The organism is Pseudomonas sp. JBR1 (assembly GCF_028198185.1).
In the GTDB taxonomy this organism is placed as follows: domain Bacteria; phylum Pseudomonadota; class Gammaproteobacteria; order Pseudomonadales; family Pseudomonadaceae; genus Chryseomonas; species Chryseomonas oryzihabitans_E.
The window spans coordinates 4550938-4575437 of sequence record NZ_CP116340.1 but is presented as its reverse complement, the minus strand read 5'-3'; the positions used below and the strand labels follow the sequence as shown (position 1 = coordinate 4575437).

21 protein-coding genes are annotated in these 24500 nt (G+C 65.8%); 15 read left to right on the top strand and 6 right to left on the bottom strand.

The annotated features are described in order from the left end of the window. The first annotated feature begins 295 nt into the window (after positions 1-295). Positions 296-1780, top strand: coding sequence for a membrane-bound lytic murein transglycosylase MltF (mltF, locus tag PJ259_RS21170; protein WP_059313848.1), 1485 nt, complete (start codon positions 296-298; stop codon positions 1778-1780). Positions 1781-2480: 700 nt separating this feature from the next. Here mltF and tcdA read toward each other — a convergent pair. Then, on the bottom strand, positions 2481-3266 hold the full coding sequence (gene tcdA, locus PJ259_RS21165; protein ID WP_271654076.1) for a tRNA cyclic N6-threonylcarbamoyladenosine(37) synthase TcdA: 786 nt from the start codon (positions 3264-3266) through the stop codon (positions 2481-2483). Between the two features lie 84 nt (positions 3267-3350). Here tcdA and dapE point away from each other — a divergent pair, with 84 nt between their 5' ends. The 3 genes from dapE to PJ259_RS21150 are packed head-to-tail and all read left to right on the top strand — an operon-like array spanning position 3351 to position 5691. Continuing rightward, positions 3351-4493 (top strand): succinyl-diaminopimelate desuccinylase, encoded by a 1143-nt coding sequence (gene dapE, locus PJ259_RS21160; protein ID WP_017641148.1) that lies wholly within the window; start codon positions 3351-3353, stop codon positions 4491-4493. After that, positions 4490-5302: a putative RNA methyltransferase gene (locus PJ259_RS21155; RefSeq protein WP_271654075.1), complete on the top strand. Its 813-nt coding sequence runs from the start codon at positions 4490-4492 to the stop codon at positions 5300-5302. Before dapE ends, PJ259_RS21155 begins: the two co-directional genes overlap by 4 nt. Before the next feature lie 5 nt (positions 5303-5307). Continuing rightward, positions 5308-5691 carry a hypothetical protein gene (locus PJ259_RS21150; RefSeq protein ID WP_271654074.1) on the top strand — a complete coding sequence of 128 codons (384 nt, stop codon included), beginning with the start codon at positions 5308-5310 and terminating at the stop codon, positions 5689-5691. A gap of 42 nt (positions 5692-5733) precedes the next feature. Here PJ259_RS21150 and PJ259_RS21145 read toward each other — a convergent pair whose 3' ends face one another. Further along, positions 5734-5946, bottom strand: a complete 213-nt coding sequence (locus PJ259_RS21145) for a cold-shock protein (RefSeq protein ID WP_059313843.1) — start codon at positions 5944-5946, stop codon at positions 5734-5736. A 371-nt stretch (positions 5947-6317) separates the two neighbouring features. On the opposite strand from PJ259_RS21145, the gene plsB reads away from it, so the two are divergent. The 4 genes from plsB (at position 6318) to PJ259_RS21125 (ending at position 11188) form a co-directional block, all read left to right on the top strand. Further along, entirely contained in the window at positions 6318-8828 is a 2511-nt protein-coding gene (gene plsB, locus PJ259_RS21140; RefSeq protein WP_271654073.1) for a glycerol-3-phosphate 1-O-acyltransferase PlsB, read from the top strand. A 48-nt stretch (positions 8829-8876) separates the two neighbouring features. Beyond that, positions 8877-9359 (top strand): YbaY family lipoprotein, encoded by a 483-nt coding sequence (locus PJ259_RS21135; RefSeq protein ID WP_271654072.1) that lies wholly within the window; start codon positions 8877-8879, stop codon positions 9357-9359. Positions 9360-9430: 71 nt separating this feature from the next. Then, positions 9431-10156 carry an AraC family transcriptional regulator gene (locus PJ259_RS21130; protein ID WP_271654071.1) on the top strand — a complete coding sequence of 242 codons (726 nt, stop codon included), beginning with the start codon at positions 9431-9433 and terminating at the stop codon, positions 10154-10156. A gap of 90 nt (positions 10157-10246) precedes the next feature. After that, positions 10247-11188 carry a DMT family transporter gene (locus PJ259_RS21125; protein WP_271654070.1) on the top strand — a complete coding sequence of 314 codons (942 nt, stop codon included), beginning with the start codon at positions 10247-10249 and terminating at the stop codon, positions 11186-11188. Positions 11189-11218: 30 nt separating this feature from the next. Here the strand turns inward: PJ259_RS21125 and ung are convergent, their stop codons facing one another. From ung to PJ259_RS21105, 4 genes are all read right to left on the bottom strand, one after another. Beyond that, complete coding sequence (ung, locus tag PJ259_RS21120; RefSeq protein ID WP_271655906.1) at positions 11219-11914, bottom strand: uracil-DNA glycosylase; 696 nt, start codon at positions 11912-11914, stop codon at positions 11219-11221. A 64-nt stretch (positions 11915-11978) separates the two neighbouring features. Beyond that, the gene (locus tag PJ259_RS21115; RefSeq protein ID WP_271654069.1) at positions 11979-12275 is read right to left on the bottom strand and encodes a hypothetical protein; all 297 of its coding nucleotides are present in this window, start codon (positions 12273-12275) and stop codon (positions 11979-11981) included. A 95-nt stretch (positions 12276-12370) separates the two neighbouring features. Next, positions 12371-12823 carry an NUDIX hydrolase gene (locus tag PJ259_RS21110; protein ID WP_271654068.1) on the bottom strand — a complete coding sequence of 151 codons (453 nt, stop codon included), beginning with the start codon at positions 12821-12823 and terminating at the stop codon, positions 12371-12373. A gap of 49 nt (positions 12824-12872) precedes the next feature. Further along, positions 12873-13994, bottom strand: a complete 1122-nt coding sequence (locus tag PJ259_RS21105) for a glycerophosphodiester phosphodiesterase (RefSeq protein WP_271654067.1) — start codon at positions 13992-13994, stop codon at positions 12873-12875. A gap of 312 nt (positions 13995-14306) precedes the next feature. Between PJ259_RS21105 and PJ259_RS21100 the strand changes: the two genes are divergently transcribed. The 7 genes from PJ259_RS21100 to PJ259_RS21070 all read left to right on the top strand — a co-directional run bounded on the left by PJ259_RS21100 (position 14307) and on the right by PJ259_RS21070 (position 23809). Beyond that, positions 14307-14522, top strand: a complete 216-nt coding sequence (locus PJ259_RS21100) for a cysteine-rich CWC family protein (RefSeq protein ID WP_271654066.1) — start codon at positions 14307-14309, stop codon at positions 14520-14522. Beyond that, complete coding sequence (locus PJ259_RS21095; protein ID WP_271654065.1) at positions 14522-15226, top strand: pseudouridine synthase; 705 nt, start codon at positions 14522-14524, stop codon at positions 15224-15226. Before PJ259_RS21100 ends, PJ259_RS21095 begins: the two co-directional genes overlap by 1 nt. A 60-nt stretch (positions 15227-15286) precedes the next feature. Continuing rightward, entirely contained in the window at positions 15287-16258 is a 972-nt protein-coding gene (locus PJ259_RS21090; RefSeq protein WP_271654064.1) for an aldo/keto reductase, read from the top strand. A gap of 56 nt (positions 16259-16314) precedes the next feature. Next, entirely contained in the window at positions 16315-17241 is a 927-nt protein-coding gene (rlmF, locus tag PJ259_RS21085; protein ID WP_271654063.1) for a 23S rRNA (adenine(1618)-N(6))-methyltransferase RlmF, read from the top strand. 490 nt (positions 17242-17731) lie between these two features. Continuing rightward, positions 17732-19369, top strand: a complete 1638-nt coding sequence (gene mqo, locus PJ259_RS21080; protein ID WP_059313830.1) for a malate dehydrogenase (quinone) — start codon at positions 17732-17734, stop codon at positions 19367-19369. Positions 19370-19633: 264 nt separating this feature from the next. Beyond that, a complete protein-coding gene (locus PJ259_RS21075; protein WP_059313829.1) occupies positions 19634-22273 on the top strand; it encodes an MGH1-like glycoside hydrolase domain-containing protein in 2640 nt (879 codons plus the stop codon). 120 nt (positions 22274-22393) lie between these two features. Beyond that, the gene (locus tag PJ259_RS21070; protein WP_271654062.1) at positions 22394-23809 is read left to right on the top strand and encodes a GGDEF domain-containing protein; all 1416 of its coding nucleotides are present in this window, start codon (positions 22394-22396) and stop codon (positions 23807-23809) included. Positions 23810-24500: the final 691 nt, after the last annotated feature.

Here is a 24500-nt window from a genome sequence, read left to right as displayed (position 1 = left end):
GTCACTTTGGGGCCGTGCATTCTAGACTAAAGGCGCGCCGGGGACACCTTCCGGCGACGAGGGTTCATGCAGCCTTACCACCACCCTTGTATGTATAAAATGGGCGCTTTGCCACTTCTCGCGTATACTGCCCGCCATTACGGCCTGCCGCGCCCCATGGACGCGGCTCCCCATTGGGCTCAGGATAGAGCCTTTGGCCGGACCGGTGGCGCGGAGCGTCCCGACCATAACGAGTGCCCGGAGGGGCCGACCGATGAGGCGCGTCAGCAAGGCGCCAGTGCCGTTTTGATGCCGTATGGCCGAGCTAGCCCATTTGAATAGAGCCTTCAAGCGATTCGCCTGGCTTACCCTGCCCTTCCTCGCCTTGCTCATGAGCTGCGGGGAGGCCGACGTGCCTGTGCCGCCCAAGCCGACCGCGCTGGAGCAGGTGCAGCAGGCGGGTGTGCTACGCGTGGTGACGCGCAACAGCCCGGCGACCTACTTCCAGGACCGCAACGGCGAGACCGGTTTCGAATACGAACTGGTCAAGGGCTTCGCCGAATCCCTCAAGGTGCGCCTGGAAATCAGCACCGCCGACAACCTCGACGACCTCTTCAATCGCCTGACCGCGCCGGACGGGCCGGTGATCGCCGCGGCCGGACTCACGCCCTCGGTCAATCGCCAGAATCTCAAGTTTTCCCGCAGCTATCTGGACGTGGTGCCCCAGGTCATCTATCGCAACGGCACCGTTCGCCCCAGCACGCCCAAGGACATGGTCGGCAAGCGCATCCTGGTGCTCAAGGGCAGCAGCCAGGCCCAGCAACTAAAGGCGCTGCAGGCCCAAGTGCCGGGGCTGGCCTTCGACGAATCCGATCAGGTGGAGGTCAGCGACCTGCTGCGCATGGTCGACGAGGGCCAGATCGACCTGACCCTGGTGGATTCCAACGAGCTGGCCATGAACCAGGTGTATTTCCCCAACGTGCGGGTGGCCTTCGACCTGGGCGACAACCAGGGCCAGGCCTGGGCCCTGCAACCCGGCGAGGACAACAGCCTGCTCGATGCGGTCAACGCCTACCTGGACAAGGTCCGCCGCGACGGCACCCTGCAGCAGCTCAAGGAGCGCTACTACGGCCATGTCGACGTCCTCGGCTACGTCGGTGCCTATACCTTCGCCCAGCACCTGCAGGAACGCCTGCCCAAGTACGAGAAGCACTTCCGCAAGGTGGCGCAGAAGCACCAGCTGGACTGGCGCCTGCTCGCCGCCATGGGCTACCAGGAATCGCTGTGGACGCCGGACGCCACCTCCAAGACCGGGGTACGCGGGCTGATGATGCTGACCAACAACACCGCCCAGGCCATGGGGGTATCCAATCGCCTGGACCCCGAGCAGAGCATCACCGGTGGTGCCAAGTACTTCGACCAGATCCGCGACGACCTGCCGGACAGCATCAAGGAACCGGATCGCACCTGGTTCGCCCTGGCCACCTACAACATCGGCATCGCCCACATCCTCGACGCCCGCCGCCTGGCCGAGTCCCAGGGCCTGGACCCGGATCGCTGGCTGGACGTGAAGAAGATGCTGCCGCGCCTGGCGCAAAAGCAGTGGTACAGCAAGACCCGCTACGGCTACGCCCGCGGCGGCGAGACGGTGGAATTCGTGCAGAACGTGCGCCGTTACTACGACATCCTCACCTGGACCACCCAGCCGCAGATGGAAGGCCAGCAACTGGCCAAGACCGGCCTGCACGTCCCCGCCATCGCCGACGACCGGCCCGCCCGGGAAACGCCGCAGGATATGTGAGGCACGATACTGCCCCCTCTCCCTCGGGGAGAGGGCTGGGGTGAGAATCTAGCCAAACGAAGCCCGTAGCGTGGAAAACCGCGCAGCGTTTTCCACTGGCATCCGGCACCACCCCGCGTGGACAAGGCTGCGCCGTTGTCCACCCTACGCAGCTGCACGTCCCCACATCGCCGACGACCGCCACACCCGGGAAACGCCGCAGGATATGTGAGGCACGACACTGCCCCCTCTCCCTCGGGGAGAGGGTCTAGCCAAACGAAGCCCGTAGCGTGGAAAACCGCGCAGCGTTTTCCACTGGCATCCGGCACCATCCCGCGTGGCCAAGGCTGCGCCGTTGTCCACCCTACGCCGCTATCACCCTCCAGAACGTAGGTTGGGCTAAGACGGCTCTATCGTCGAAGCCCAACATGCGGGCTCGACCTGGGCAGCGTTGGGCTTCGCCGTGCTTAGCCAACCTACCGAAGCGCCCCTTCGCCCTCAGGACGTAGGTTGGGCTGAGGCAGCTCCATCGCCGAAGCCCAACATGCGGGCTCGACCTGGGCAGCGTTGGGCTTCGCCCTGCTCAGCCCAACCTACCGAAGCGCCCCTTCGCTCTCAGGACGTAGGTTGGGCTGAGACGGCTCTATCGTCGAAGCCCAACATGCGGGCTCGACCTGGGCAGCGTTGGGCTTCGCTGCGCTCAGCCCAGCCTACGAGAGTGTTAGCCCTTGGGCTTCTGGATCAGCTTGTCCACAGCCCGGGCCGCGGCGACCATGCCAAAGGTGGCGGTGACCATCATTACCGCGCCGAAGCCGCCGGCGCAGTCCAGGCGCACGCCTTCGCCGACGAAACTCTTCTGCTGGCAAACGCTGCCGTCCGGCTTGGGGTAGCGCAGCTGCTCGGTGGAAAAGACACAGGGCACGCTGTAGTGGCGGCTGGGATTGCGCGAGAAGCCATAGTCGCGACGCAGCAGCGAACGCACCCGAGAGGCCAGGGGGTCGTTGTAGGTGCGATTGAGGTCCACCACCTGGATCTGGGTGGGGTCGATCTGGCCGCCCGCACCGCCAGTAGTGACGATGGCGATCTTGCGTCTCTTGCACCAGGCGATCAGCGCCGCCTTGGAGGCTACGCTGTCGATACAGTCCAGCACCAGGTCGAGATCCTCGGTGATGTAGTCGGCCATGGTCTCGCGGGTGACGAAGTCCGCCACCGCCTTCACCTCGCAGGCCGGGTTGATGGCCTGGATGCGCTCGGCCATCACCATGACCTTGGGCCGGCCCACCTGCCCTTCCAGGGCGTGCACCTGGCGATTGGTGTTGCTGACGCAGACGTCGTCCAGATCGAACAGGCTGATGCGACCGACGCCGCTGCGAGCCAGGGCTTCGGCAGCCCAGGAACCTACCCCGCCAATGCCGACCACGGCGACGTGACTGGCGGCCAGGCGCTCGACGGCCTCCTGCCCATAGAGCCGGGCGATCCCGCCGAAGCGTTGTTCATCGAACGTCATGAAAGCTTTCCACAAAAGCCACAGTATAGGTTTTCCTTTACCATACCGCTCCCTCTGAACCCTAGCTGCCTCCCGGGACCCGCCATGACCACCGCCCTCACCCCCACCCTGGAACTCGCCTGCGACCTGATCGGCCGAGCGTCGGTCACGCCGCTGGACGAAGGCTGCCAGGCCCTGATGATGCAGCGTCTGGAGCGCCTGGGCTTCGCCCTCGAACCCCTGCGCTTCGAGGAGGTGGACAACTTCTGGGCGCGCCGTGGCGGCGAGGGTCCGGTGCTGTGCTTCGCCGGCCACACCGACGTGGTGCCCACCGGACCGCTGGAGGCCTGGCAGCAGGCGCCCTTCAATGCCCATGTGGATGCCGACGGCATGCTGCGCGGCCGTGGTGCCGCCGACATGAAGGGCAGCCTGGCGAGCATGATCATCGCCGTGGAGCGCTTTGTCGCCGACCATCCCGACCATCGCGGTGCCATCGCCTTCCTGATCACCAGTGACGAGGAAGGCCCCGCCCTGCACGGCACCCGCGCCGTGGTCGAGCGCCTGCGCGAGCGCGGCGAGCGGTTGGACTGGTGCATCGTCGGTGAGCCCTCCAGTACCCGGTTGCTGGGCGATGTGGTCAAGAACGGTCGCCGCGGTTCGCTCAATGGCCGCCTGACCGTGCGCGGCAAGCAGGGCCATGTGGCCTATCCGCACCTGGCGCGCAATCCCATCCACCTGGCGGCCCAGGCCCTGGCGGATCTCGCCGCCGAGCAATGGGACGACGGCAACGCCTTCTTCCCGCCCACCAGCTTCCAGATTTCCAATCTCAACTCCGGCACTGGTGCCGGTAATGTGGTGCCGGGCGAACTGCAGGCGCTGTTCAACTTCCGCTTCTCCACCGAATCCACCGTGGAAGGCCTGCAGGCCCGCGTCGAGGCCATCCTCGACCGCCATGGCCTGGACTGGCACATCGACTGGTCGCTGTCCGGCCTGCCCTTCCTCACCGAGCCGGGCGACCTGCTCGACGCCGTCGCGGCCAGCGTGGAGGCGGTCACCGGCTATCGCCCCGAGGCCTCAACCAGTGGCGGCACCTCGGATGGTCGCTTCATCGCTACCCTGGGCGCCCAGGTGGTGGAACTGGGTCCGGTCAACGCCACCATCCACCAGGTGGACGAGCACGTGCTGGCCAGCGACCTTGACCTCCTGACCGAGGTCTACTACGGCACCCTGGTGCGGTTGCTGGCATGAAGCTCATCTGTCCGCTCTGCCAGGCACCGCTGGCCGAACTCGAAGGTGGCGTCGGCTGCCCAGCCGGCCATCGCTTCGACCGCGCCCGCCAGGGCTACCTGAATCTCCTGCCGGTGCAGCACAAGAAGAGCCTGGATCCGGGTGACAACGCCGCCATGGTCGAGGCACGCCGACGCTTTCTCGATGCCGGTTACTATGCGCCCCTGGCCGAGCGCCTGGCGCAGCTGGCTGCCGAACGCGCGCCCCAGCGCTGGATCGACGTGGGCTGTGGCGAAGGCTTCTATACCGCACGCCTGGCCCAGGCCCTGCCCGCCGCTGACGGCTATGCCCTGGACATCTCCCGCGAGGCGGTGCGCCGCGCCTGCCGGCGTACCCCGGCGCTGACCTGGCTGGTGGCGAGCATGGCGCGCCTGCCGCTGCCGGACGCCAGTTGCCAGCTGCTGGCCAGTGTCTTCAGCCCCATCGACTGGGCCGAGGCCCTGCGCGTGCTGGCACCCGGTGGCGGCATCCTGCGCCTGGGCCCGGCCAGCGCCCACCTGCTGGAGTTGCGCCAGCGGCTCTATGACGAGGTGCGTGACTATGCCGAAGACAAGCACCTGCAAGATCTGCCGCCCGGGCTGGAACTGGCCCACAGCGAAGGGCTCGAATTCGTGCTGCCGCTGGCCGAGCGCCAGACCCGCGAAGACCTGCTGGCCATGACGCCCCACGGTTGGCGCGTCAACGCCAAGCGTCGCGAGCGGGTCCTGGCCGAGCCCTTCGAGGTGCGGGTGGCAGTACGTTACGATTGGATCGTCAAATCCGGAGCCTAAGCCCCATGCGCCAGCCCGATATCGAAATCTATCTCAAGGACGTCGACCAGGACGCCGTCTCGGCCTGGCTCGAACAGGTGTTCGCCATGCCTTGCGCCTGGCAGGCCCGCGGGCAGACCTTCAAGTGCACCCTGCGCTATGGTGGCGAGCCTATTCCGGTCACCTGGCTGCCCAAGGCGGTCGGCAAGTGGCACAGCCTGCTATTGGAAAGCGATGTATCGCCCTGGGTTGACGACCTGGCCTGCGCGCGTGACGCCCAGGCGGCCCTGCAGGTACAGGTGCGCTGTGCCCCCAGTGGCTGGAGCGAAGAAGAAGAGGACGAAGCCGCCGATCGCTGGCTGAAGGTCACAGACGAGGGTATCGAGGAAATCGTCTGGCGTACCGAGTGATCTGAAGGCGCGAGGAGCCTTGAGCCCCTCGCGAAACGAGTCTTAGACCCGGGCGACGTCTTCGGCCTGCAGGCCCTTCTGGCCCTCGATCACCGAGAACTCCACCTGCTGGCCTTCGATCAGGGAACGGTGACCTTCACCGCGGATGGCGCGGTAGTGAACGAACACGTCGGCACCGCCCTCGCGTTGAATGAATCCATATCCCTTGGCGTCATTGAACCACTTGACGGTCCCGGTTTCGCGTTGCTCACCCATCACATCTCTCCGAAGCTTTCTGGATTTCCTATCCCCGCTCGCCACAAGGTGGGCGATCGGGTTGCTTTGTTATATCGGTACAGATCGCTCGCCGGACCGGTCGCCAGGCTGGCAGCCCGTTTCCGACCATCGGCAAGAACCTGCCGACACCTTATAAAGCATGGCTTTCCCGGCAAAAGCAACGTTCTTTACGCAAAGTGCCATCATGGCTGAAAGCCGCACTGGCGACGGGTTTTCGACGATTTAGACGGCATTTTTTCGACGGCGGGGACAAGGTGCCGACTGCTGGGTCGAAGTCAGAACAAGGCGGGTGGTTTTACGCCCACCAGGCCATCCGGCACACTGCCGCCTCGCCCATCCGGTAGCCCTCCATGACTCGTTCGCCGCTGCGCCTTCTGGCCTTTTCGCTGCTCAAGCGCCTGCTCTATCTCTGGGTTCGCTCCGAGACGACCCAGGCGGCCAGCCTGCTCACCCGCATCGACCCCAGCAAGCCGGTGCTCTATGTGCTCCCCGAGGCCTCGCTGAGCGATCTGGCGGTGCTTGACCGCGAATGCCGTAAGGCCGGACTGCCGCGCCCGTTGCGCCCGCTGGTACTGGGTAGCCGCACCGAGCCACTGGCCTATTTCAACGCCGTCGGCAAAGCCAACTGGCGCGGGCGTCCGGCACGGCGCTCGGTACCGCCCACCCTGCGCCGGGTGGTGACAGCGGTAACCGAACAGGGTCTGGCGGACGTCCAGCTGGTACCTGTCAGCGTCTTCTGGGGCCAGTCGCCGGATCGCGAGACCAGTCCCTGGAAGCTGCTCTGGGCGGACAACTGGGTGGTGACCGGACGGCTGCGCAAGCTGGCGCGCATCCTGGTGCTGGGCCGCCTGACCCGGGTGCAGTTTTCCAAGCCGTTGTCGCTCGGTGAGCTGGCCGCTCAGCGCCCTGATCCGCAGCGCCTGGAGCGCCTGGTGATGCGCCGGCTGCGCATCCACTTCCGCAACGTACGCCAGGCGGTGATCGGCCCCGACCTGTCGCACCGGCGCACCCTGCTGCGCGGGCTGCTCCGCGCGCCCCAGGTGCGAGCGACCATTGCCCGGGAGATTACCCAGCGCAAGGCCACGCCGGGACGTATCGAAGACGAGGCGGCGCACTATGCGCGGGAGATCGCCTCGGATTTCTCCTATCCGGTGGTGCGCTGCCTGGACGTCGGCCTGCGCTGGTTCTGGAACAGCATCTATGACGGCGTCAAGGTCAGCCACATCGAGCGGATCCAGGAGATGGCGCCCGGCCACACCGTCGTCTACGTGCCCTGCCATCGCAGCCACATCGACTACCTGCTGCTCTCCTATCTGCTCTTCCAGAACGGCCTGACGCCGCCGCACATCGCCGCCGGCATCAACCTGGACATGCCGGTGGTAGGCAATATCCTGCGCCGCGGCGGGGCCTTCTTCATGAGGCGCAGCTTCAAGGGCAACGCCCTCTATGCGGCGGTGTTCAACGAATACCTGCACAGCCTGTTCAGCCGCGGCTTCTCCACCGAATACTTCGTCGAGGGGGGGCGCTCGCGTACCGGACGCACCCTGCAGCCGCGCACCGGCATGCTGGCCATGACCTTGCGCAGTTTCCTGCGCGACTCCCGGCGACCCATCGTCTTCGTACCGGTGTATATCGGCTACGAAAAGGTCTTCGAAGGCCGCACCTACCTGGGCGAATTGCGCGGCGCAACCAAGAAGAAGGAATCCCTCTTCGATCTGGTCAAGGTGTTTGGCGCCCTGCGCCAACGCTTCGGCCGGGTCTGGGTCAACTTCGGCGAACCCATTCCGCTGCAGGGTTTCCTCGATGCGCGGCGCCCCGGCTGGCGCGACGAACCCCTCGACGAAGACCTGAAACCGGCCTGGTTCAACCCCGTCACCCACGAACTGGGCGAGCGGGTGGTGCGCCGCATCAATGCCGCCGCGGCGGTCACGCCGGTCAACCTGGTGGCCCTGGCGCTGCTGTCGACCAACCGCCAGGCCCTCGACGAAGGCGCCCTGGTGCGCGCCATCGACCTCTATCTGGACCTCTTGCGGCGGGTGCCCTACTCCAACAGTGTCACCCTGCCCGAGGGCGACGGCCAGGCCATCATCGAGGAGGTGCGTGGCCTGGGATTCCTCGCCGAGCAGCAGGATGCCCTGGGGCGCATCCTCTACCTGGACGAACAGAACGCGGTCCTGATGACCTATTACCGCAACAACGTCCTGCACCTCTTCGCCATACCCGCGCTGATCGCCAGCTTCTTCCAGAACACCGGGCGCATGACCCGCGAGCTGATCCACCGCTTCGCCCTGGCACTCTATCCCTACCTGCAGGCCGAGCTGTTCATCCACTGGGAGCGCGACGAGCTACCCCTGGTGCTGGACGGTTGGCTGGAGGCCATGGTGGAGCGCGGCCTGCTGCGCATCGAAGACGACGTCTTCGTGCGCGCCGCGCCCAGCTCGCGGCAGTTCGTCCGCCTTACCCTGTTGGCGCGGGCCATCCTGCAGACCCTGCAGCGCTACTACATGACGACCGCGCTCATCCTCAACCATGGCCAGAACAGCCTGACCGCGCCGCAGCTGGAGGAGCTCTGCACGGTGATGGCCCAGCGGCTGTCGGTGCTGCATGGCCTCAATGCGCCGGAATTCTTCGACAAGTCGCTGTTCCGCCATTTCATCCAGACGTTGCTGGCCGAGGGGGTGCTGCGTAAGGCGGACGACGGCACCCTGGGCCACCACGAACTGCTGGGTGAATTGGCCGAGGGCGCAGGCAAGCGGGTGCTGCCCGCGGAGATTCGCCTGTCGATCCGCCAGGTGGCCCTGGATAGACCCGATGCCCCGGACCTGCCGGACCCTGAAACCCTACCCGTTGCCAGCAACTAAGCGCGCCGGCACCGGTCACAGCAGTCGATTTCAACCTAGGATTCATCCATGAAAAGAATCGCCACCCTGCTCGCCACCTCGCTGCTGCTCAGCGCCTGTAGCGGGCTGCGCCCCGGCCCCGCGACACCGCCGTCCCCGGCCGGCCAGCCGCTGCCGCCTACCGAGCAGCCGCAGACCACCACTCCCGGCGTGCCTGCCCAGCCAAGCATGACCAGCCTCAGCGGCCAGGCCACCTTTACCGCCAGCGAGCCGGTACCGCCCACCGCCAAGCTCACCATCAGCCTGTACAGCGCCAGCGCCGGCGACACCCCAAGCGGCCGTCTGGCCCAGCGCACCCTGTTCGTCAAGCAGCAGGATCAGGTGCCCTTCCGCCTCGACTACGCCCCGGCCAAGGTCAAGAGCGGCGAACGCTATCTGCTCAGCGGCCGCATCCTGCTGGGCGGTCGCCCGCTGTACCTGACCCAGGAACCCGTGGTCGTGGACCTCGGCAGCGGTGGCGAGGTGGAGTTGCCGTTGCAGCCGGTACGCTGAGGTCCGAAAGGTCCGATGTGGCGTGCTAGGATCAAGGTTCTCGACCTCCCGTTTCTCCAACGAGGTGTGCCTTGACCCCTCGCCTCGCCATCAAGCGCTATCAGGGCGAACACCAGCCCCACGCCCATGCCTTCGCGCAGCTGGTGCTACCCATCCAGGGCGGCATGGAGCTGGAGCTCGCCGGGCGTACCGGGACACGGCTGCATACCGGTCTTGCGGCCCTGGTCGCGCCCGAATGCGGTCATGCCCAGCAATCGGAGCCAGGCAGCCGCTTTCTGGTGATCGACTGCGCGGCCGACTGGTTGCCCGCCCAAACTCTGGATCGTGCGCTACACCAGGCTGGCCTGGAGATTCCTCCAGCGACGCGCCAGCTGATCGCCTTTGCCGAACTGACCTCGCCTGACGCTCTCGACCAGCATGCGTCCGAACTCACGCGCCTGCTGCTCGCGTCGCTCAACGCCGCAACCGCCGCCTCGGCCTTCGACCGGCTGCTGGCGCAGATGGAAGCCCAGCCCGCGGGTGACTGGAGCAATGCGGCCATGGCCCGCCTCGCGGGCCTGGGTCTGACCCGACTGCACCTGCTCTTCCATGAACGCTTCGCCCAGACGCCCCAGGCTTGGCTCACCGATCTGCGCCTGCGCCAGGCGCAGCGCTGGTTGGCCGACAGCCACCTGCCCATTGCCGACATCGCCCTGCGCGTCGGCTTTTCCGATCAGGCCGCCCTGACTCGCGCCATGACCCGCCGCCAGGGCATCAGCCCGGCCGCCTGGCGGCGCGGCCAGCGACTGCCCAGGTAACGCAGTCCAGGTAAAAAGCCTCGCAGGCTCGCGCAAGACCGGTCCATGTCGCCGTCGCCACACTGGTGGTGAATGGATGGAGACGGCGCGATGCAGGAACGAAAGCTATCGGCAGTGGGTATCGGCTACGGGCTGGCGGCAGGCCTGTGCTGGGGCGTGATCTTTCTGGCCCCGGCACTGGTCCCTGACCTGAGCGGCGCCCAGTTCGCCGTGCTGCGCTTTCTCTGCTACGGGCTGGTTTCACTCGGACTGCTGCTGCCCGGCTGGCGCCGACTCCGCACGCAACTGACCTGGTCCGACGGCAAGCGCCTGTTCTGGCTCAGCCTGATCGGCAACTTGGGCTACTACACCCTGGTCGGCGTGGGCGTGAAGCAGGCCGGTATCGCGGCGACCACCCTGATCGTCGGCCTGATCCCGCTGCTGGTGGCCTTGGCCGGGCAGCGCGACGCGGGCGCCGTGAGTTTCGGTCGCCTCTGGCCATCGCTCTGCTGCGCACTGCTCGGCGTCGTCCTGATCAGCTACGAGACGCTGACCAGCACCGCAGTCGGCGAGCAACCCGTCCTGGGTTTGCTGTGCGCCTGTGGCGCCCTGCTGGCCTGGACCTGGTTCGCGGTGGTCAACACGCGCTTTCTGGCCAGCACGCCGATCGGCGCCCACGATTGGGGCCTGCTGCTGGGCGGGATGGCCGGCGCCCAGGCACTGCTGGCCGCGCCCTGGTTGCTTAGCGAGCAAATGGTGTTGCGAGCACCGGCGGACTGGCTGCAACCGCTGCTGGTGGCCGCCGGCGTGGCGCTGCTCGCCTCGGTCATCGGCGGCACTTGCTGGAACCAGGCCAGCCGCCGGCTACCCCTGACCCTGAGTGGTCAGGCTATCGTCATCGAGACCCTGGCCTCGCTGACCTATGGCTTTCTCTGGAACGGGCGCTGGCCGACTCGCCTGGAATCCCTGGCGATCCTTCTGCTCGTGCTCGGAACGAGCTGGTGCCTGCAATGCCACCGGCGGCCGCCCCCGACGGCAGCGGCGGCGACCTGACCCTGAGGGTCCCGACCGTCTGCACCCATCCTACGCCAGCGGTGGCAGCGCCCAGTCGATGGGGTTCAGGCCGGCGTTGCGCAGGAATTCGTTGGTGCGGCCGAAGTGGCCGTTGCCGATGAAGCCGCGGTGGGCGGACAGTGGTGAAGGGTGCGCCGACTTGAGGATCAGGTGCTTGTGGGGGTCGATGAGCGTCTGCTTGCTCTGGGCATGGCTGCCCCAGAGCAGGAACACCAGGTTCTCGCGCTCGGCACTGACCACTTCGATGATCCGATCGGTGAAGCGCTGCCAGCCCGCCTTGGCGTGGGACCCGGCGTTGGCCTGCTCCACCGTCAGCGAGGTGTTGAGCAGCAGGACGCCCTGCTCGGCCCAGTGCTGGAGGTAGCCGTGGTTGGGAATGGGCAGGTTCAGGTCGCGCTTGAGTTCCTTGAAGATGTTCTGCAGCGACGGCGGCGCAGGCACGCCGGGCTGCACCGAAAAGCTCAGGCCATGGGCCTGGCCGGGGCCGTGATAGGGATCCTGGCCAAGGATGACCACCCTCACCTGATCCAAAGGGGTGGTATTGAGCGCATTGAAGATCAGCGGACCGGGCGGATGGATGACCTTGCCCGCGGCCTTCTCGCGCCTCAGGAATTCGCTCAGCTGACGCATGTAGGGCTGCTCGAATTCGTCGCGCAGCGCGGCTTTCCATTGGGGGTCGAGCTTGATGCGATCGTCATCCACGATTCGAGGCTTCCTGGTCAAGACAAGGGCAGCACCCTAGAAAAGCCGGCTGCCCCTGTCAAACCCGCTACCAGCGCGGGCCCCACCCCGGAGGCCCGTAACGTGGGCCCCAACCGGGCGGACCATAGCCCGGACGCGGTCCCCAGCCCGGAGGCCCCCAGTGCGGTGGCGGCGGAGGTGCCGGTCGATAGTAGTAGCCGTAGCCATAGGGCCGCACGATGACCGCGGGCGGCGGATAGGCCGGCGTGCCATAGAAGACGGCCGCAGGCGGTGCCGGACGGCTGTAATAGCGTGGGGACGTGTCGTAGACGGTGCAGCCGGTGAAGGTCAGGGCACAGAGCGACGCCAAGAGGAAATGGCGCATGGGGGGAGTCTCCAGAACGGCCCGGATGGGCCTGGAGAAAGCTTAAGCTGCGGCGGTGCCGCGCGCCCAGCTATCGCACGTTCATTCAGCCGGGATTAAGAGACGCCGGTCGCCGCCGGCCCATCCTTCTGCCGCTCGGCCAAGTAGTGCTGTAGCCGCTCCTGCAGATGGGGCACCCCCTGGGGATGGGCGAGGAAGTCGACGACGCTCATCAGCCGCCAGTCCTGGCCTTCGTCGCCAAAGCGGATGGCGGCGATGTCGGCCTGGCTCAGCACCCCGGCGAACAGCCAGCTAGGCAGGTAGCCCGGCTGGCGGGGTGGATAGCAGCGGCCCCAGATCAGCCGCGATTCGTCCAGCACCAGCCCGAACTCCTCCTCCAGTTCACGCAAGGCGCAACGTTCGGGCGTTTCGCCGTCTTCACGACCGCCACCGGGCAGGTCCCAGAGTCCCGGCCAGGGAATATCGGGCTTGTCGTCGCGCTGATAGACCAGGATCTGGTCCGCGCAGAGCAAGGCCAGCTTGGCACCGTTGAAGGCTTCGAGTGACATGGCGATCTCCGCTGGATGTGGGGAGACCGCAAGGCCTCACCGTAGCGACTTAGTAGCCGAGTTGCTTGAGCAGTGCATCCGGCTCCTGCTTGGCCGGCCGTTCGTAGAACTTCAGCAATTCAGCGCTGCGGTTGCTGAAGAAGCCATCCACACCACGCGGCGCCAGCCGGGCGTAGTCCACCGCCGAATCTACGGTATAGGCATGCACCAGCAGGCCGCGTTCATGGGCGACATCATTCATCCAGGGCTTCACCAGATCCGCATAGCTCTGGTCGCCGCCCTCCTCCAGGGCCGCCGACGGGCCGATGCCGATGGCGCCATGGGCCTTGGCCCACTCGATCCAGGCGGTGAAGTCACCCTCGGAGCGCACCTGCTGCTTGGCATAGTAGGCCGCCTTGCTCGCCTCGCCGGAGTCGGCATAGCTCGGTCCGGCCTTGGCCGGGATGTAGTCGTCGCCCAGCCACAGCAAAAGGATCTTCGGCGTCTTGGGCATCTCCTTCTGCAAGAGCTCCAGACTGCTCTTCTCGAAGGTCTGCAGAATCACCCGGCCGGGCATGGCGGCGACGCCGGTGGCGCCGGCCTTGGGCTGGCCGAGCCAGCCGCGCTGGGTCAGCTTGGCCTTGAGGTCACGCTCGATGCCGGGAAACAGCTTGGGCTGCTTGGTCTCGATGTAGAGGCCCGGCTTGTTGCGACCGCCTTCGGCGATGTCGATGACCTCGTCGAGGGTGAGGATCTTGAGTCCGGCGAATGTCGGGCGGGCGCGGTCAGGGTGGGCCTGGTTGAACCAGCTGCCGGCGTCCAGCGACTTGAGTTCGGCCAGGGTGAACTGGCTGACCGGTGCCTTGGCACGGTCGGGAAAGCGCTTGGCGACATCGGTTGTGCGTTCCAGGGTATCGTCATGCAGGGCGATGAGCTGGCCATCCTTGGTGCGCTGCAGGTCGAGTTCCAGGTAGTCGGCGCCCAGCTCCCGCGCCACCAGATAGGCCGGGGCGGTGGACTCCGGGGCATCGAAGGAGGCGCCGCGATGGGCGATCACCGCCGGCCAGGGAATGCCGGCCTGGCGTGCCAGGGTCTGCCCGACATCGGCTTCGGTGGCCAGGGCCAGCTGGCTGACCAGCAGGGTGCCGGGTATGAGGGTACGGATCAGGGTGCGCAGAGCGTTTATTGTCATGGGTTCCTCGGGTGGTCCGACGGGTAGCGCTGAGGCCTGCTGCAGATCGTGAGAGCCTGGGTAGGATCGACTGCGGCTCCAGGAAGACAGCTGCAGAAGCCTAGTTCAAGGTGGACGAATAGGCATCCCCAGGGAACAGGCCGATAGGGGCCCGTTTCCGCGTGGTCTGCGTCAGGCGGAGCCACCTCCGAACTGCGTTCAGGGTGCAGACTGCACCCTGGAGGCGACATTACGCAGACACCCGGCGCAGGAGACGTTATCCAGGTCGCAATTTCCGGTACTCTGCCGCCCGCTTCGCCTGACGAGATCACCATGGCCGCCTCTCCCACCCTCTTCGATCCCACACGCTGTCCGCTCTGCGGCAGGCCAAATCGCTGCGTCCTCGCCGCCGGCGGTGAGATCCACGACTGCTGGTGCTTGCAGACGCCGATCGCTCCGGCCGCCCTGGCGCGTCTGCCCGAGGAGGAGCGTGATCGGCGCTGCCTCTGCCCCGCCTGCGCCGTCGGGGCCCAGGTCGAGAGCAGCTGATGCGTCTGGATCGCTGGCTGGGCAATCGCCCCGAGCTGGGTCGCCAGCTGGCCCGCCGCCTGCTCGCCGAGGGTCGGATAAAGGTCAACGGCGCCACGACCCTGCAGGCCGAGCGAGAGGTGTTCGCCTTCGATCGCATCGAGTCCGACGAGCGCCTGCTGCAAGACGGCCCCGGCGGTCGCTACCTGATGCTGCACAAGCCGCGTGGTTGCGTGAGCGCCACGGTCGATACCCGCCATCCCACGGTGCTGGACTGCCTCGATGCGGGCCAGCGTGCCGATCTGCACCTGGCCGGGCGGCTGGACTTCAACACCACGGGCCTGCTGTTGCTCACCAACGACGGCCAGTGGTCGCGTGGCCTGAGCCATCCACGGCACAAGCAGACCAAGCGCTACCTGGTCACCACCGCCGAGGTCATCCCGCCGCACCTGGTGGCCGCCTTTGCCGAGGGCCTCTATTTCGCCTACGAAGACCTCACGACCCAGCCCGCCCATCTGGAGCTGCTAGATCAGCGCAGTGCCTACCTGACCCTGGTCGAGGGCCGCTATCACCAGGTCAAGCGCATGTTCGGGCGCTTCGGCATCGAGGTCATCGCCCTGCACCGCGATCGCATTGGCGGCCTGGCGCTGGATCCAACACTGGCAGAGGGTGCTCATCGCGCGCTCACAGAGCAGGAAGTGGCGCTGTTACGTCCGGCGGATTAGGGGAACAGGACCTCGGGAGCACCGGTCGGGATGCAGACACGCACCACCCGGAGACCTCTCATGCGTATCGACATCCCCTCCCTCGGTTTTGGCGGCGCCCCGTTAGGCAACATGTTCCGCGAGGTAAGCGACGCCGACGCCCGAGCGACTCTCGAAGCCGCCTGGGAGGCCGGCATCCGCCTCTACGATACCTCGCCGCACTATGGCGCCGGCCTGTCCGAGCGCCGCTTCGCCGAGGTGCTGGCCGACAAGCCGCGCGATGACTTCGTGCTTTGCAGTAAGGTAGGCCGCCTGCTGGAGCCGGCTGACAAGCCGGAAAACGCCCCGCCGTTCGTCAACGAACTGCCCTTCAAGCGGGTGCTCGACTATTCCGCCGATGGCGCCCGCCGCTCCATCGAAGCCAGCCTGGAACGCCTCAAGACCGACCGGCTCGACCTGGTCTGGATCCATGATCTGTCCGAGGACCAGCATGGGCCCGCCTGGCGCGACTACTTCGCCCAGGCCATGCAGGGGGCGGCCAAGGCCCTCACCGAGATGCGCGAGGAGGGTTTGATCCTGGGCTGGGGCCTGGGCGTCAACCTGGTGGAGCCCTGCCGGCTGGCGCTGGAGCAAAGCGATCCCGACGCCTTCCTGCTGGCCGGACGCTATTCGCTGCTGGATCATCGTGAAGCCCTGGATACGCTCTTTCCCGAATGCGAACGCCGTGGCGTGGGTATCGTGGTGGGCGGGCCCTTCAACTCCGGTCTGCTCGCCGGTGGCAAGCACTACAACTATGCCGAAGCCGAGCCGGCACTGCGTCGCAAGGTCGAGCTGATCGAGGGTGTCTGCCAGGATCACGGGGTAGATATCCGCGCCGCGGCCCTGCAGTTCTGTCTCGCCCATCCCACCGTCGCCGCCACCATACCGGGCAGCAGCACCCCGGAGCGGGCCCGGCAGAACGCTGAACTGCTACGGGCAGCCATCCCTGCCGCCTTCTGGCGCAATCTGCGCGAGATCGGCGTGCTGCCAGAGGATGCGCCGACGCCGGCGTGAGTCCAGGGGGGCGGCTGTGCTAGGCTGCCGCCCCCTTTTCCACCCTGTCCGCCGCCATGACTTCGCCACGCCGGCCCCTGCCGGGCCGCCCCGCTCCCCTGCATCCGCGCAATCGCCACCAGGGCAGCTACGACTTTCCGGCCCTGATACGCGTGAGCCCGGCGCTCAAGCCATTCGTGGCACCCACGCCGCGGGGCAATCTCTCCATCGATTTCACCGATCCCCAGGCGGTCCGGGCACTGAATCGCGCGTTGCTGGCGCTGCACCATGGCGTGCGCGACTGGGACATCCCCGCCGACTTTCTCTGTCCGCCGATTCCCGGTCGGGCGGACTATCTGCACCACCTGGCCGACCTGCTGGCCGAGGGTAATAGCGGCCAGATTCCTCGCGGGGAGGCGATTCGGCTGCTGGACGTAGGCACGGGCGCCAATGGCGTCTATCCGCTGATCGGCTTCAAGGAGTACGGTTGGCATTTCGTTGGCAGCGACATCGCCCCAGCGGCCCTGGCCGCCTTCGGGCGCACGCTGGCCGCCAACCCGGACTGCGCCGCCGCCATCGAGTTACGCCGCCAGCCGGACTTCCAGGCGATCTTTGCGGGCATCCTTAAACCCGGTGAGCGCTACGCCGCCACCCTGTGCAATCCGCCCTTCCACGCCAGCCCCGACGACGCCGTGCGCGGCAGCAAGCGCAAATGGAAAAACCTGGGCAAGACCACCGGCAAGGCGGTGCCGCTGCTCAACTTCGGCGGGCAGGCGGCCGAACTCTGGTGCCCCGGTGGCGAAGCGGCCTTCATCGAACGGATGATCCGTGAGAGCCGCAGCCATGCCGCTCAGGTCGGCTGGTTCACCTGCCTGGTCTCCAAGGCCAGCAACCTGCCGCCCTTGCAGACGGCGTTGCGCCGCGAGCAGGCCCGCGAGGTCCGCGTCGTCGCCATGGCCCAAGGCCAGAAGCAGAGTCGCTTTCTCGCCTGGCGCTTCGCCTAGTCGAGTGTCCGGCGCCCGCCGGGCGCCTCGAACCCTGACCCTTCAGCGGCTTTCTGGCCGGTTTCGTCGGTGCTGCCTCCTGCTGCAGGCAGCCAGGCGGAACCTGCCCGCTCCGCCTGATGGGCATGTGACGGGACTTTGATCCAGTTCGCACAGGATTAGACCAAAGGCTAATAGCCAAAGCCTATGAATTACGGACTAGGAATCCCGGGGTCTTCTCATTAAAATGCCGGCCAACAAAAACGCCACGCGCACGCAACCGCGCCCGAGACCTCTGTCTCCGGCCAGCCGTTGCCAAGACCGCGTATGCGTTTTTGCTCCGACTCCTCCGGTGACTCACGAGAGAGGGGCGGTGGAGGGACAAGAACCTGCCCTTGCGTGTTTCTGGCTGCATTCTGCCTTGCCCACTGCACATACCCCCATGTGCCATGGTGCCGCACCGCACCGAAACTCGATAAGCAGACCCAGCTTCTATCGATTGAGAGACCACATGCTGAAGAAAATGACTGGCGCGCTGCTCGGCGTCGCCATCGCCTCCGCCCTGGGCACCGCACAGGCCGAAGATGCCAAGAAGGTCGACGTCCTGCTGATCGGCGGTGGCATCATGAGCTCCACCCTGGGTATCTGGCTGAACGAGCTGGAGCCGAACTGGACCATGGAAATGGTCGAGCGCCTGGACAAGGTCGCCGAAGAGAGTTCCAACGGCTGGAACAACGCCGGTACCGGCCACTCCGCCCTGGCCGAGCTGAACTACACCCCTGAAGACAAAGACGGCAAGGTCACCATCTCCAAGGCCATCGAGATCAACGAAGCCTTCCAGATCTCCCGTCAGTTCTGGTCCTGGCAGGTCAGGAACGGCGTCCTCAAGGACCCCCGCAGCTTCATCAACAGCACCCCGCACATGAGCTTCGTCTGGGGTGACGAGAACATTGCCTTCCTGAAGAAGCGCTATGAAGCCCTGAAGGCCAGCCCGCTGTTCTCCGGCATGCAGTACTCCGAGGATCCCGCGCAGATCAAGCAGTGGGTCCCGCTGATGATGGAAGGCCGCGATCCCAAGCAGAAGATCGCTGCCACCTGGAGCCCGCTGGGTACCGACGTCAACTTCGGCGAGATCACCCGCCAGTTCGCCGCCAACCTGCAGTCCAAGCCGAACTTCAAGCTGAACCTGTCCAGCGAAGTCGAGAACATCACCCGCAATGCCGACGGCAGCTGGCGCGTGGAGTACAAGAACCTCAAGGACGGCAAGAAGACCGAAACCGACGCCAAGTTCGTCTTCATCGGTGCCGGCGGCGGTGCCCTGCACCTGCTGCAGAAATCGGGTATCCCCGAAGCGAACGACTACGCCGGCTTCCCGGTGGGTGGCTCCTTCCTGGTCACCGACAACCCCGAGATCGCCCAGCAGCACCTGGCCAAGGCCTACGGCAAGGCGTCGGTCGGCGCACCGCCGATGTCGGTGCCGCACCTGGACACCCGTGTGCTCGACGGCAAGCGCGTGATCCTGTTCGGGCCCTTCGCCACCTTCTCCACCAAGTTCCTCAAGCAGGGTTCCTACCTCGACCTGCTGACCAGCACCAACACCCACAACGCCTGGCCGATGGTCCGCGTGGGCGTGGCCGAGTACCCGCTGGTGGAATACCTCGCCGGCCAGCTGATGCTGTCGGATGACGACCGCATGGCCGCCCTGCGCGAGTACTTCCCCAACGCTAAGAAGGAAGACTGGCGCCTGTGGCAAGCCGGTCAGCGCGTGCAGATCATCAAGCGCGACGCCGACAAGGGTGGCGTGCTGAAGCTGGGCACCGAGATCGTCGCGGCCAAGGACGGCAGCATCGCCGGCCTGCTGGGCGCCTCCCCGGGCGCCTCGACCGCCGCGCCCATCATGCTGAGCGTGCTGGAGAAGGTGTTCAAGGACAAGGTCGCGACCCCGGAGTGGCAAGCCAAGCTGCACCAGATCGTGCCCAGCTACGGCACCAAGCTCAACGGCGATCCCGAGCGCGTGCAGCAGGAGTGGAACTACACCGCCGAAGTGCTGCAGCTGGCCACCCCGCCAGTCGCCACCGGCACCCAGAACGCCAAGGCTACCGTCAGCGCCCCGCGCGCCGACAAGGCCGCCAACGACATGGCGCTCTGATGAGCGACCGGCCCGAGGATTCCTCTCGGGCCGCGTAGCCTGGCAAAGCCCCACCCCTTTCGGGCGTGGGGCTTTTTTTCGTCCGCCGCAAGGCGTCAGGCACCTGCGTCCGCATCGGATACCCTGTGACCGAAACCGCAGCGGCGTGAATTTTTCCGCTGCGATCAGGCACTAAGAGGGCAGCGATGCGCCAGTCGACGCCTCTGCGCGCCACAATGATGATCTATTCTCGAGCTTTAACCGTTACCTGAATCAGGAGACACGATGACGGCACATCCCGCCCCGGGCATCCTGCATACCCGCGAAGGCCAGCGCCTGGCCGATACCGATGCCGCCGCCTGGCGCCAGTGGGGCCCCTACCTGAGCGAGCGCCAGTGGGCCACGGTCCGTGAGGACTACAGCGCCGATGGCGACGCCTGGCGCTACTTTCCCCATGACCATGCGCGCAGCCGTGCCTATCGCTGGGGCGAGGATGGCCTCGCCGGGTTCTGCGACAAGGCCCAGCAATGGTGCCTGGGCATCGCCCTGTGGAACGAACGCGATGCCTTTCTCAAGGAACGCCTGTTCGGCCTGACCAACGCCGAGGGCAACCATGGCGAAGACGTCAAGGAGCTCTATTTCTACCTGGATGGCGTACCGAGCCATGCCTACCAGAAGATGCTCTACAAGTACCCCCACGCCGCCTTCCCCTATGCCCAGCTCACCGAGGAAAACGCCCGGCGCGGCCTGAATGATCGGGAATACGAGATTCTCGACACCGGCGTCTTCGCCGAGAATCGTTATTTTGATGTCACCGTCGAATACGCCAAGCACACCCCCGACGACATCCTCATGCGGGTCACGGTAGAGAACCGCGGCGCCGAGCGCGCCAGCCTGCGGGTACTGCCACAGATCTGGTCGCGCAATACCTGGGCCTGGACCGGCACCCCACCGCGCTCCATGCTCAGCCTGGAAGGCGAGCAGGTCCGCGCCAGCTATTTCGATCGCCCCGACCTGGTGGTCACCGCCTGGGGACCGCGCGACGTCGAGTGGCTGTTCTGCAACAACGAAACCAACCTGCCGCGTCTTACCGGCGAAGCCGCCGAGGGGCCCTTCAAGGACGGCATCAACGACTACGTGGTGAAGGGCGCCCGTGAGGCGATCCGTCGCGACTTCGGCAGCAAGGCAGCCGCCCATTTCGCCGTGGAGCTGGACGGTGGCGCCACGACGGTGATCTACCTGCGGCTGGCCCCCACGAATGCCCTTGCGGTGGATGCCGATGCGATCTTCGCCGAACGCATCGCCGAAGCCGATGCCTTCTACGCCGCCCTGCAGGAAAAGATCAGCGACCCCGATGCACGCCTGGTGCAGCGCCAGGCCCTGGCCGGCCTGCTGTGGTCCAAGCAGCTCTACTATTTCGAGGTCAATCGCTGGCTCAATGGCGATCCGGCCCAGCCCATGCCACCGGCACAGCGCGAACGCATCCGTAACGGCCACTGGCGGCACCTGCTCAATTTCGACATCGTCTCCATGCCGGACAAGTGGGAGTATCCCTGGTACGCCTCCTGGGACCTGGCCTTCCAGGCGGTGGCCTATGCGCTGATCGATCCCGGCTTTGCCAAGCAGCAGCTGCTGCTCCTGGTGAAGGACAGGTTCATGCATCCCAATGGCCAGCTACCGGCCTACGAGTGGAATTTCGAGGATGCCAATCCGCCGGTGCATGCCTGGGCGACCTGGCATGTCTACCTGCAGGAGAAATCCCTGACCGGAGTGGGTGATCGCGTCTTCCTGGAGCGCGTCTTCCACAAGCTGCTGCTGAATTTCTCCTGGTGGATCAACCGCAAGGACACCGAAGGCCGCAACATCTTCCAGGGCGGCTTCCTCGGCCTGGACAACATCGCCCTCTTCGACCGCTCGGCCCCGCTGCCTCCGGGCTATCACCTGGACCAGGCCGACGGCACCGCCTGGATGGCCGCCTATGCCCTGGACCTGATGCGCATCGCCCTGGAGCTGGCCAAGGAAAATCCGGTGTACGTCGATCTGGGGGTCAAGTTCTTCGAGCACTTCCTGCACATCGCCGGCGCCATCAATCACAGCGACGAGCGCGAAGACGGCCTCTGGGACGAACAGGACGAATTCTTCTACGACGTCCTGCACAAGCCGGATGGCAGTGCCGAACCGCTGCGCCTGAGGTCCATCGTCGGCCTCATCCCGCTGTTCGCGGTGCAGGTACTGGAGCAGCGCGAACATGAAGGCCTGCCGGGCCTGGGTGGCCGCCTGCGCGGTTTCCTGCGGCAACGTCCGGATCTCGCCCGCCTGGTGTCGCGCTGGACCGAGCCCGGCCAGGGCAATAGATTCCTGCTCTCGCTGCTGCGTGGTCATCGCACCAAGCTGCTGCTCAAGCGCATGCTGGATGACAGCGAGTTCCTCTCCGAGTACGGCATCCGCTCGCTGTCCAAGGCTCACGAACAGCAACCCTTCGAGATGCGCCAGGCCGACGGCAATCTGCTCAGTGCCCGTTACCAACCGGCAGAGTCGGATTCACGACTCTATGGCGGCAATTCCAACTGGCGTGGCCCGCTGTGGATGCCGATCAACTACATGCTCATCGAGTCGCTGCACGAATTCCACCGCTACTATGCCGACAGCTTCTCGGTGGAATATCCCAACGGCTCCGGCTACCTGGCCAACCTGGAAGAAGTCGCCGATGGTCTCAGCCAGCGACTGACCCGGCTGTTCCTCAAGGACGCCGACGGCAAGCGCCCGAGCATGGTCGACTATCCGCAACTGCAGGATGATCCGCGCAGTCGCGACCTGGTCCTGTTCCACGAGTATTTCCATGGTGAAAACGGTCGCGGGCTCGGCGCCTCGCACCAGACCGGCTGGAGCGCCCTGGTGGCGCTCCTGCTGCAACCCAGGCGCTAAAGTGGTCGCTTGAGGTGCCGGCTCCGGCCGGCGCCTCGGTCACTTGCGCAACGGCCACGGTTTTCCTCCGCCGCGCTGGATACTATGCTCAAGCCTGAGACACTGCATTCAAGAGCCCGCATGACTGCCTCCGATGACGCCCAGCGTCTCCACGCCCTGAGCGAGCTGCAGATTCTCGATAGTGGGGTCGAAGCCGCCTACGAGGACATCGTCGTCCTGGCCTGCCAACTGACCCGCGCGCCGGTGGCCTTCATCACCCTGGCCGATCGTCATCGACTCTGGTTCAAGGCCTGCCAGGGCCTGAGAATGGACGAGGTCCCGGTCGACTCGTCACTGTGCCATCTGGCGATCCGCACCCCGCGACAGCCTTTCATGGTAGAAGACCTGCAAAGGGATCCGCGCGTGGCTCACCTCAGAGCCGCACCAGGCCTGGAAGGGATGTGTGCCTACCTGGGCATCCCCCTGCTCGATCGACACGGCGTCGCGCTCGGTACGCTCTGCGTGATGGACGATCGGGTCCGCCGCTTCGAAACCGCCCAGATCGACAACCTGCAACGCCTGGCACGGCAGGTCACGATCCTCTTGCAGCAGCGCGACACCCTGCGCCAGCTGGAAGAGCTGGACATCAACTTTTCCGCCTTCATGAACAACGGTCCCTTCGTCGCCTATATCAAGGACCGCGACTGGCGCTATTCCTACGTCAACGAGCCCTTTCTGCAACAGCTGGGGCTGACCCGTGAGGAGATCATCGGCAAGGACGATTTCGTCATCTGGCCAGACGCGGCGCCGCGCTTTCGTCAAAGCGACGAGCAGGTCATGAACGAGCTCAAGCCAAGCCGCCTCGTCGAGCGCATGACCACCCACGATGGACGACGCATCTTCTGGCAGTCCTACAAGTTTCCCCTGGTCACCCGTCAGGGCATCGCCTTGGCGGGACTGTCGGTGGATGTCACCGAGCATATCGAGCAGCAGCACATGCTGGAGGCCTCGCAGCGCCAACTGCTGGACATGATGCAGGCCGCCGAACAACGCAGTGTCACCGACGCCCTGACCGGCCTGTACAACAGACGCGCCTTCGACCTGCGCCTGGCGGAGCATCTGCGACGCGCCGAAGAACAGGGCACGCCGCTGTCCATGCTGCTGATCGATGTCGATCACTTCAAGGCCTACAACGACGCCTTTGGCCATCAGGCCGGCGATGTCGCCCTGCAGGCCGTCAGCCGGCTGCTGTCGCAGAGCTGCCGCGACAATGACGCCTGCTTCCGCTATGGCGGCGAAGAATTCGCCATCTTGCTGCCGGGCGCTGACAGCAACGCGGCCCAGCTGGTGGCCGAGCGCTGTCGTGCGGCGGTTGCCAACCATGCCTGGTCGCGCCGCCCCATCACCCTCAGTGTGGGCTTGGTCACCTATGCTGCCGGCATGGATGCCTATCGTCTGACCGAAAGCGCCGATCAGGCGCTCTATGCCGCCAAGGGCGCCGGCCGCAACCGGATCGCCGCGGCATCCGTACTGGAATCGGACTCCAAGGCGGAATGACGCCCAAACAAAAAACCCGCCGAAGCGGGTTGTTTGTTGCGACCATCCCAACATCCTGTCAGGCGCCATCCTGGCCTGGTCTTCATCCGTGACCTCAGGGCTGCGCATCCTGCGCGGCTGATGGGTGTAGATTACGCAGCCTGCCGGGACCGCAACATGGCCAGGTGACACCACACCGTGTAAGCCTTTTGCCATCCCTTCGCTAGCACCCCTGCTCGGCCCTGAATCCCAGGCAACAAAAAACCCGCCGAAGCGGGTTGTTTGTTGCGACCATCCCAACGTCCTGTCAGGCGCCATCCTGGCCTGGTCTTCATCCGTGACCTCAGGGCTGCGCATCCTGCGCGGCTGATGGGTGTAGATTACGCAGCCTGCCAGGACCGCAACATGGCCAGGTGACACCACACTGTGTAAGCCTTTTGCCATACCTTCGCTAGCACCCCTGCTCGGCCCTGAATCCCAGGCAACAAAAAACCCGCCGAAGCGGGTTGTTTGTTGCGACCATCCCAACGTCCTGTCAGGCGCCATCCTGGCCTGGTCTTCATCCGTGACCTCAGGGCTGCGCATCCTGCGCGGCTGATGGGTGTAGATTACGCAGCCTGCCAGGACCGCAACATGGCCAGGTGACACCACACTGTGTAAGCCTTTTGCCATACCTTCGCTAGCATCCCTGCTCGGCCCTGAATCCCAGGCA

Bases quoted from the DNA above. Each gene is read 5' to 3' on its own strand.
- mltF (WP_059313848.1), top strand. From the start codon at position 296: ATGGCCGAGCTAGCCCATTTGAATAGAGCCTTCAAGCGATTCGCCTGG.
- tcdA (WP_271654076.1), bottom strand. From the start codon at position 3,266: ATGACGTTCGATGAACAACGCTTCGGCGGGATCGCCCGGCTCTATGGG.
- dapE (WP_017641148.1), top strand. From the start codon at position 3,351: ATGACCACCGCCCTCACCCCCACCCTGGAACTCGCCTGCGACCTGATC.
- PJ259_RS21155 (WP_271654075.1), top strand. From the start codon at position 4,490: ATGAAGCTCATCTGTCCGCTCTGCCAGGCACCGCTGGCCGAACTCGAA.
- PJ259_RS21150 (WP_271654074.1), top strand. From the start codon at position 5,308: ATGCGCCAGCCCGATATCGAAATCTATCTCAAGGACGTCGACCAGGAC.
- PJ259_RS21145 (WP_059313843.1), bottom strand. From the start codon at position 5,946: ATGGGTGAGCAACGCGAAACCGGGACCGTCAAGTGGTTCAATGACGCC.
- plsB (WP_271654073.1), top strand. From the start codon at position 6,318: ATGACTCGTTCGCCGCTGCGCCTTCTGGCCTTTTCGCTGCTCAAGCGC.
- PJ259_RS21135 (WP_271654072.1), top strand. From the start codon at position 8,877: ATGAAAAGAATCGCCACCCTGCTCGCCACCTCGCTGCTGCTCAGCGCC.
- PJ259_RS21125 (WP_271654070.1), top strand. From the start codon at position 10,247: ATGCAGGAACGAAAGCTATCGGCAGTGGGTATCGGCTACGGGCTGGCG.
- PJ259_RS21115 (WP_271654069.1), bottom strand. From the start codon at position 12,275: ATGCGCCATTTCCTCTTGGCGTCGCTCTGTGCCCTGACCTTCACCGGC.
- PJ259_RS21110 (WP_271654068.1), bottom strand. From the start codon at position 12,823: ATGTCACTCGAAGCCTTCAACGGTGCCAAGCTGGCCTTGCTCTGCGCG.
- PJ259_RS21105 (WP_271654067.1), bottom strand. From the start codon at position 13,994: ATGACAATAAACGCTCTGCGCACCCTGATCCGTACCCTCATACCCGGC.
- PJ259_RS21100 (WP_271654066.1), top strand. From the start codon at position 14,307: ATGGCCGCCTCTCCCACCCTCTTCGATCCCACACGCTGTCCGCTCTGC.
- PJ259_RS21095 (WP_271654065.1), top strand. From the start codon at position 14,522: ATGCGTCTGGATCGCTGGCTGGGCAATCGCCCCGAGCTGGGTCGCCAG.
- PJ259_RS21090 (WP_271654064.1), top strand. From the start codon at position 15,287: ATGCGTATCGACATCCCCTCCCTCGGTTTTGGCGGCGCCCCGTTAGGC.
- rlmF (WP_271654063.1), top strand. From the start codon at position 16,315: ATGACTTCGCCACGCCGGCCCCTGCCGGGCCGCCCCGCTCCCCTGCAT.
- mqo (WP_059313830.1), top strand. From the start codon at position 17,732: ATGCTGAAGAAAATGACTGGCGCGCTGCTCGGCGTCGCCATCGCCTCC.
- PJ259_RS21075 (WP_059313829.1), top strand. From the start codon at position 19,634: ATGACGGCACATCCCGCCCCGGGCATCCTGCATACCCGCGAAGGCCAG.
- PJ259_RS21070 (WP_271654062.1), top strand. From the start codon at position 22,394: ATGACTGCCTCCGATGACGCCCAGCGTCTCCACGCCCTGAGCGAGCTG.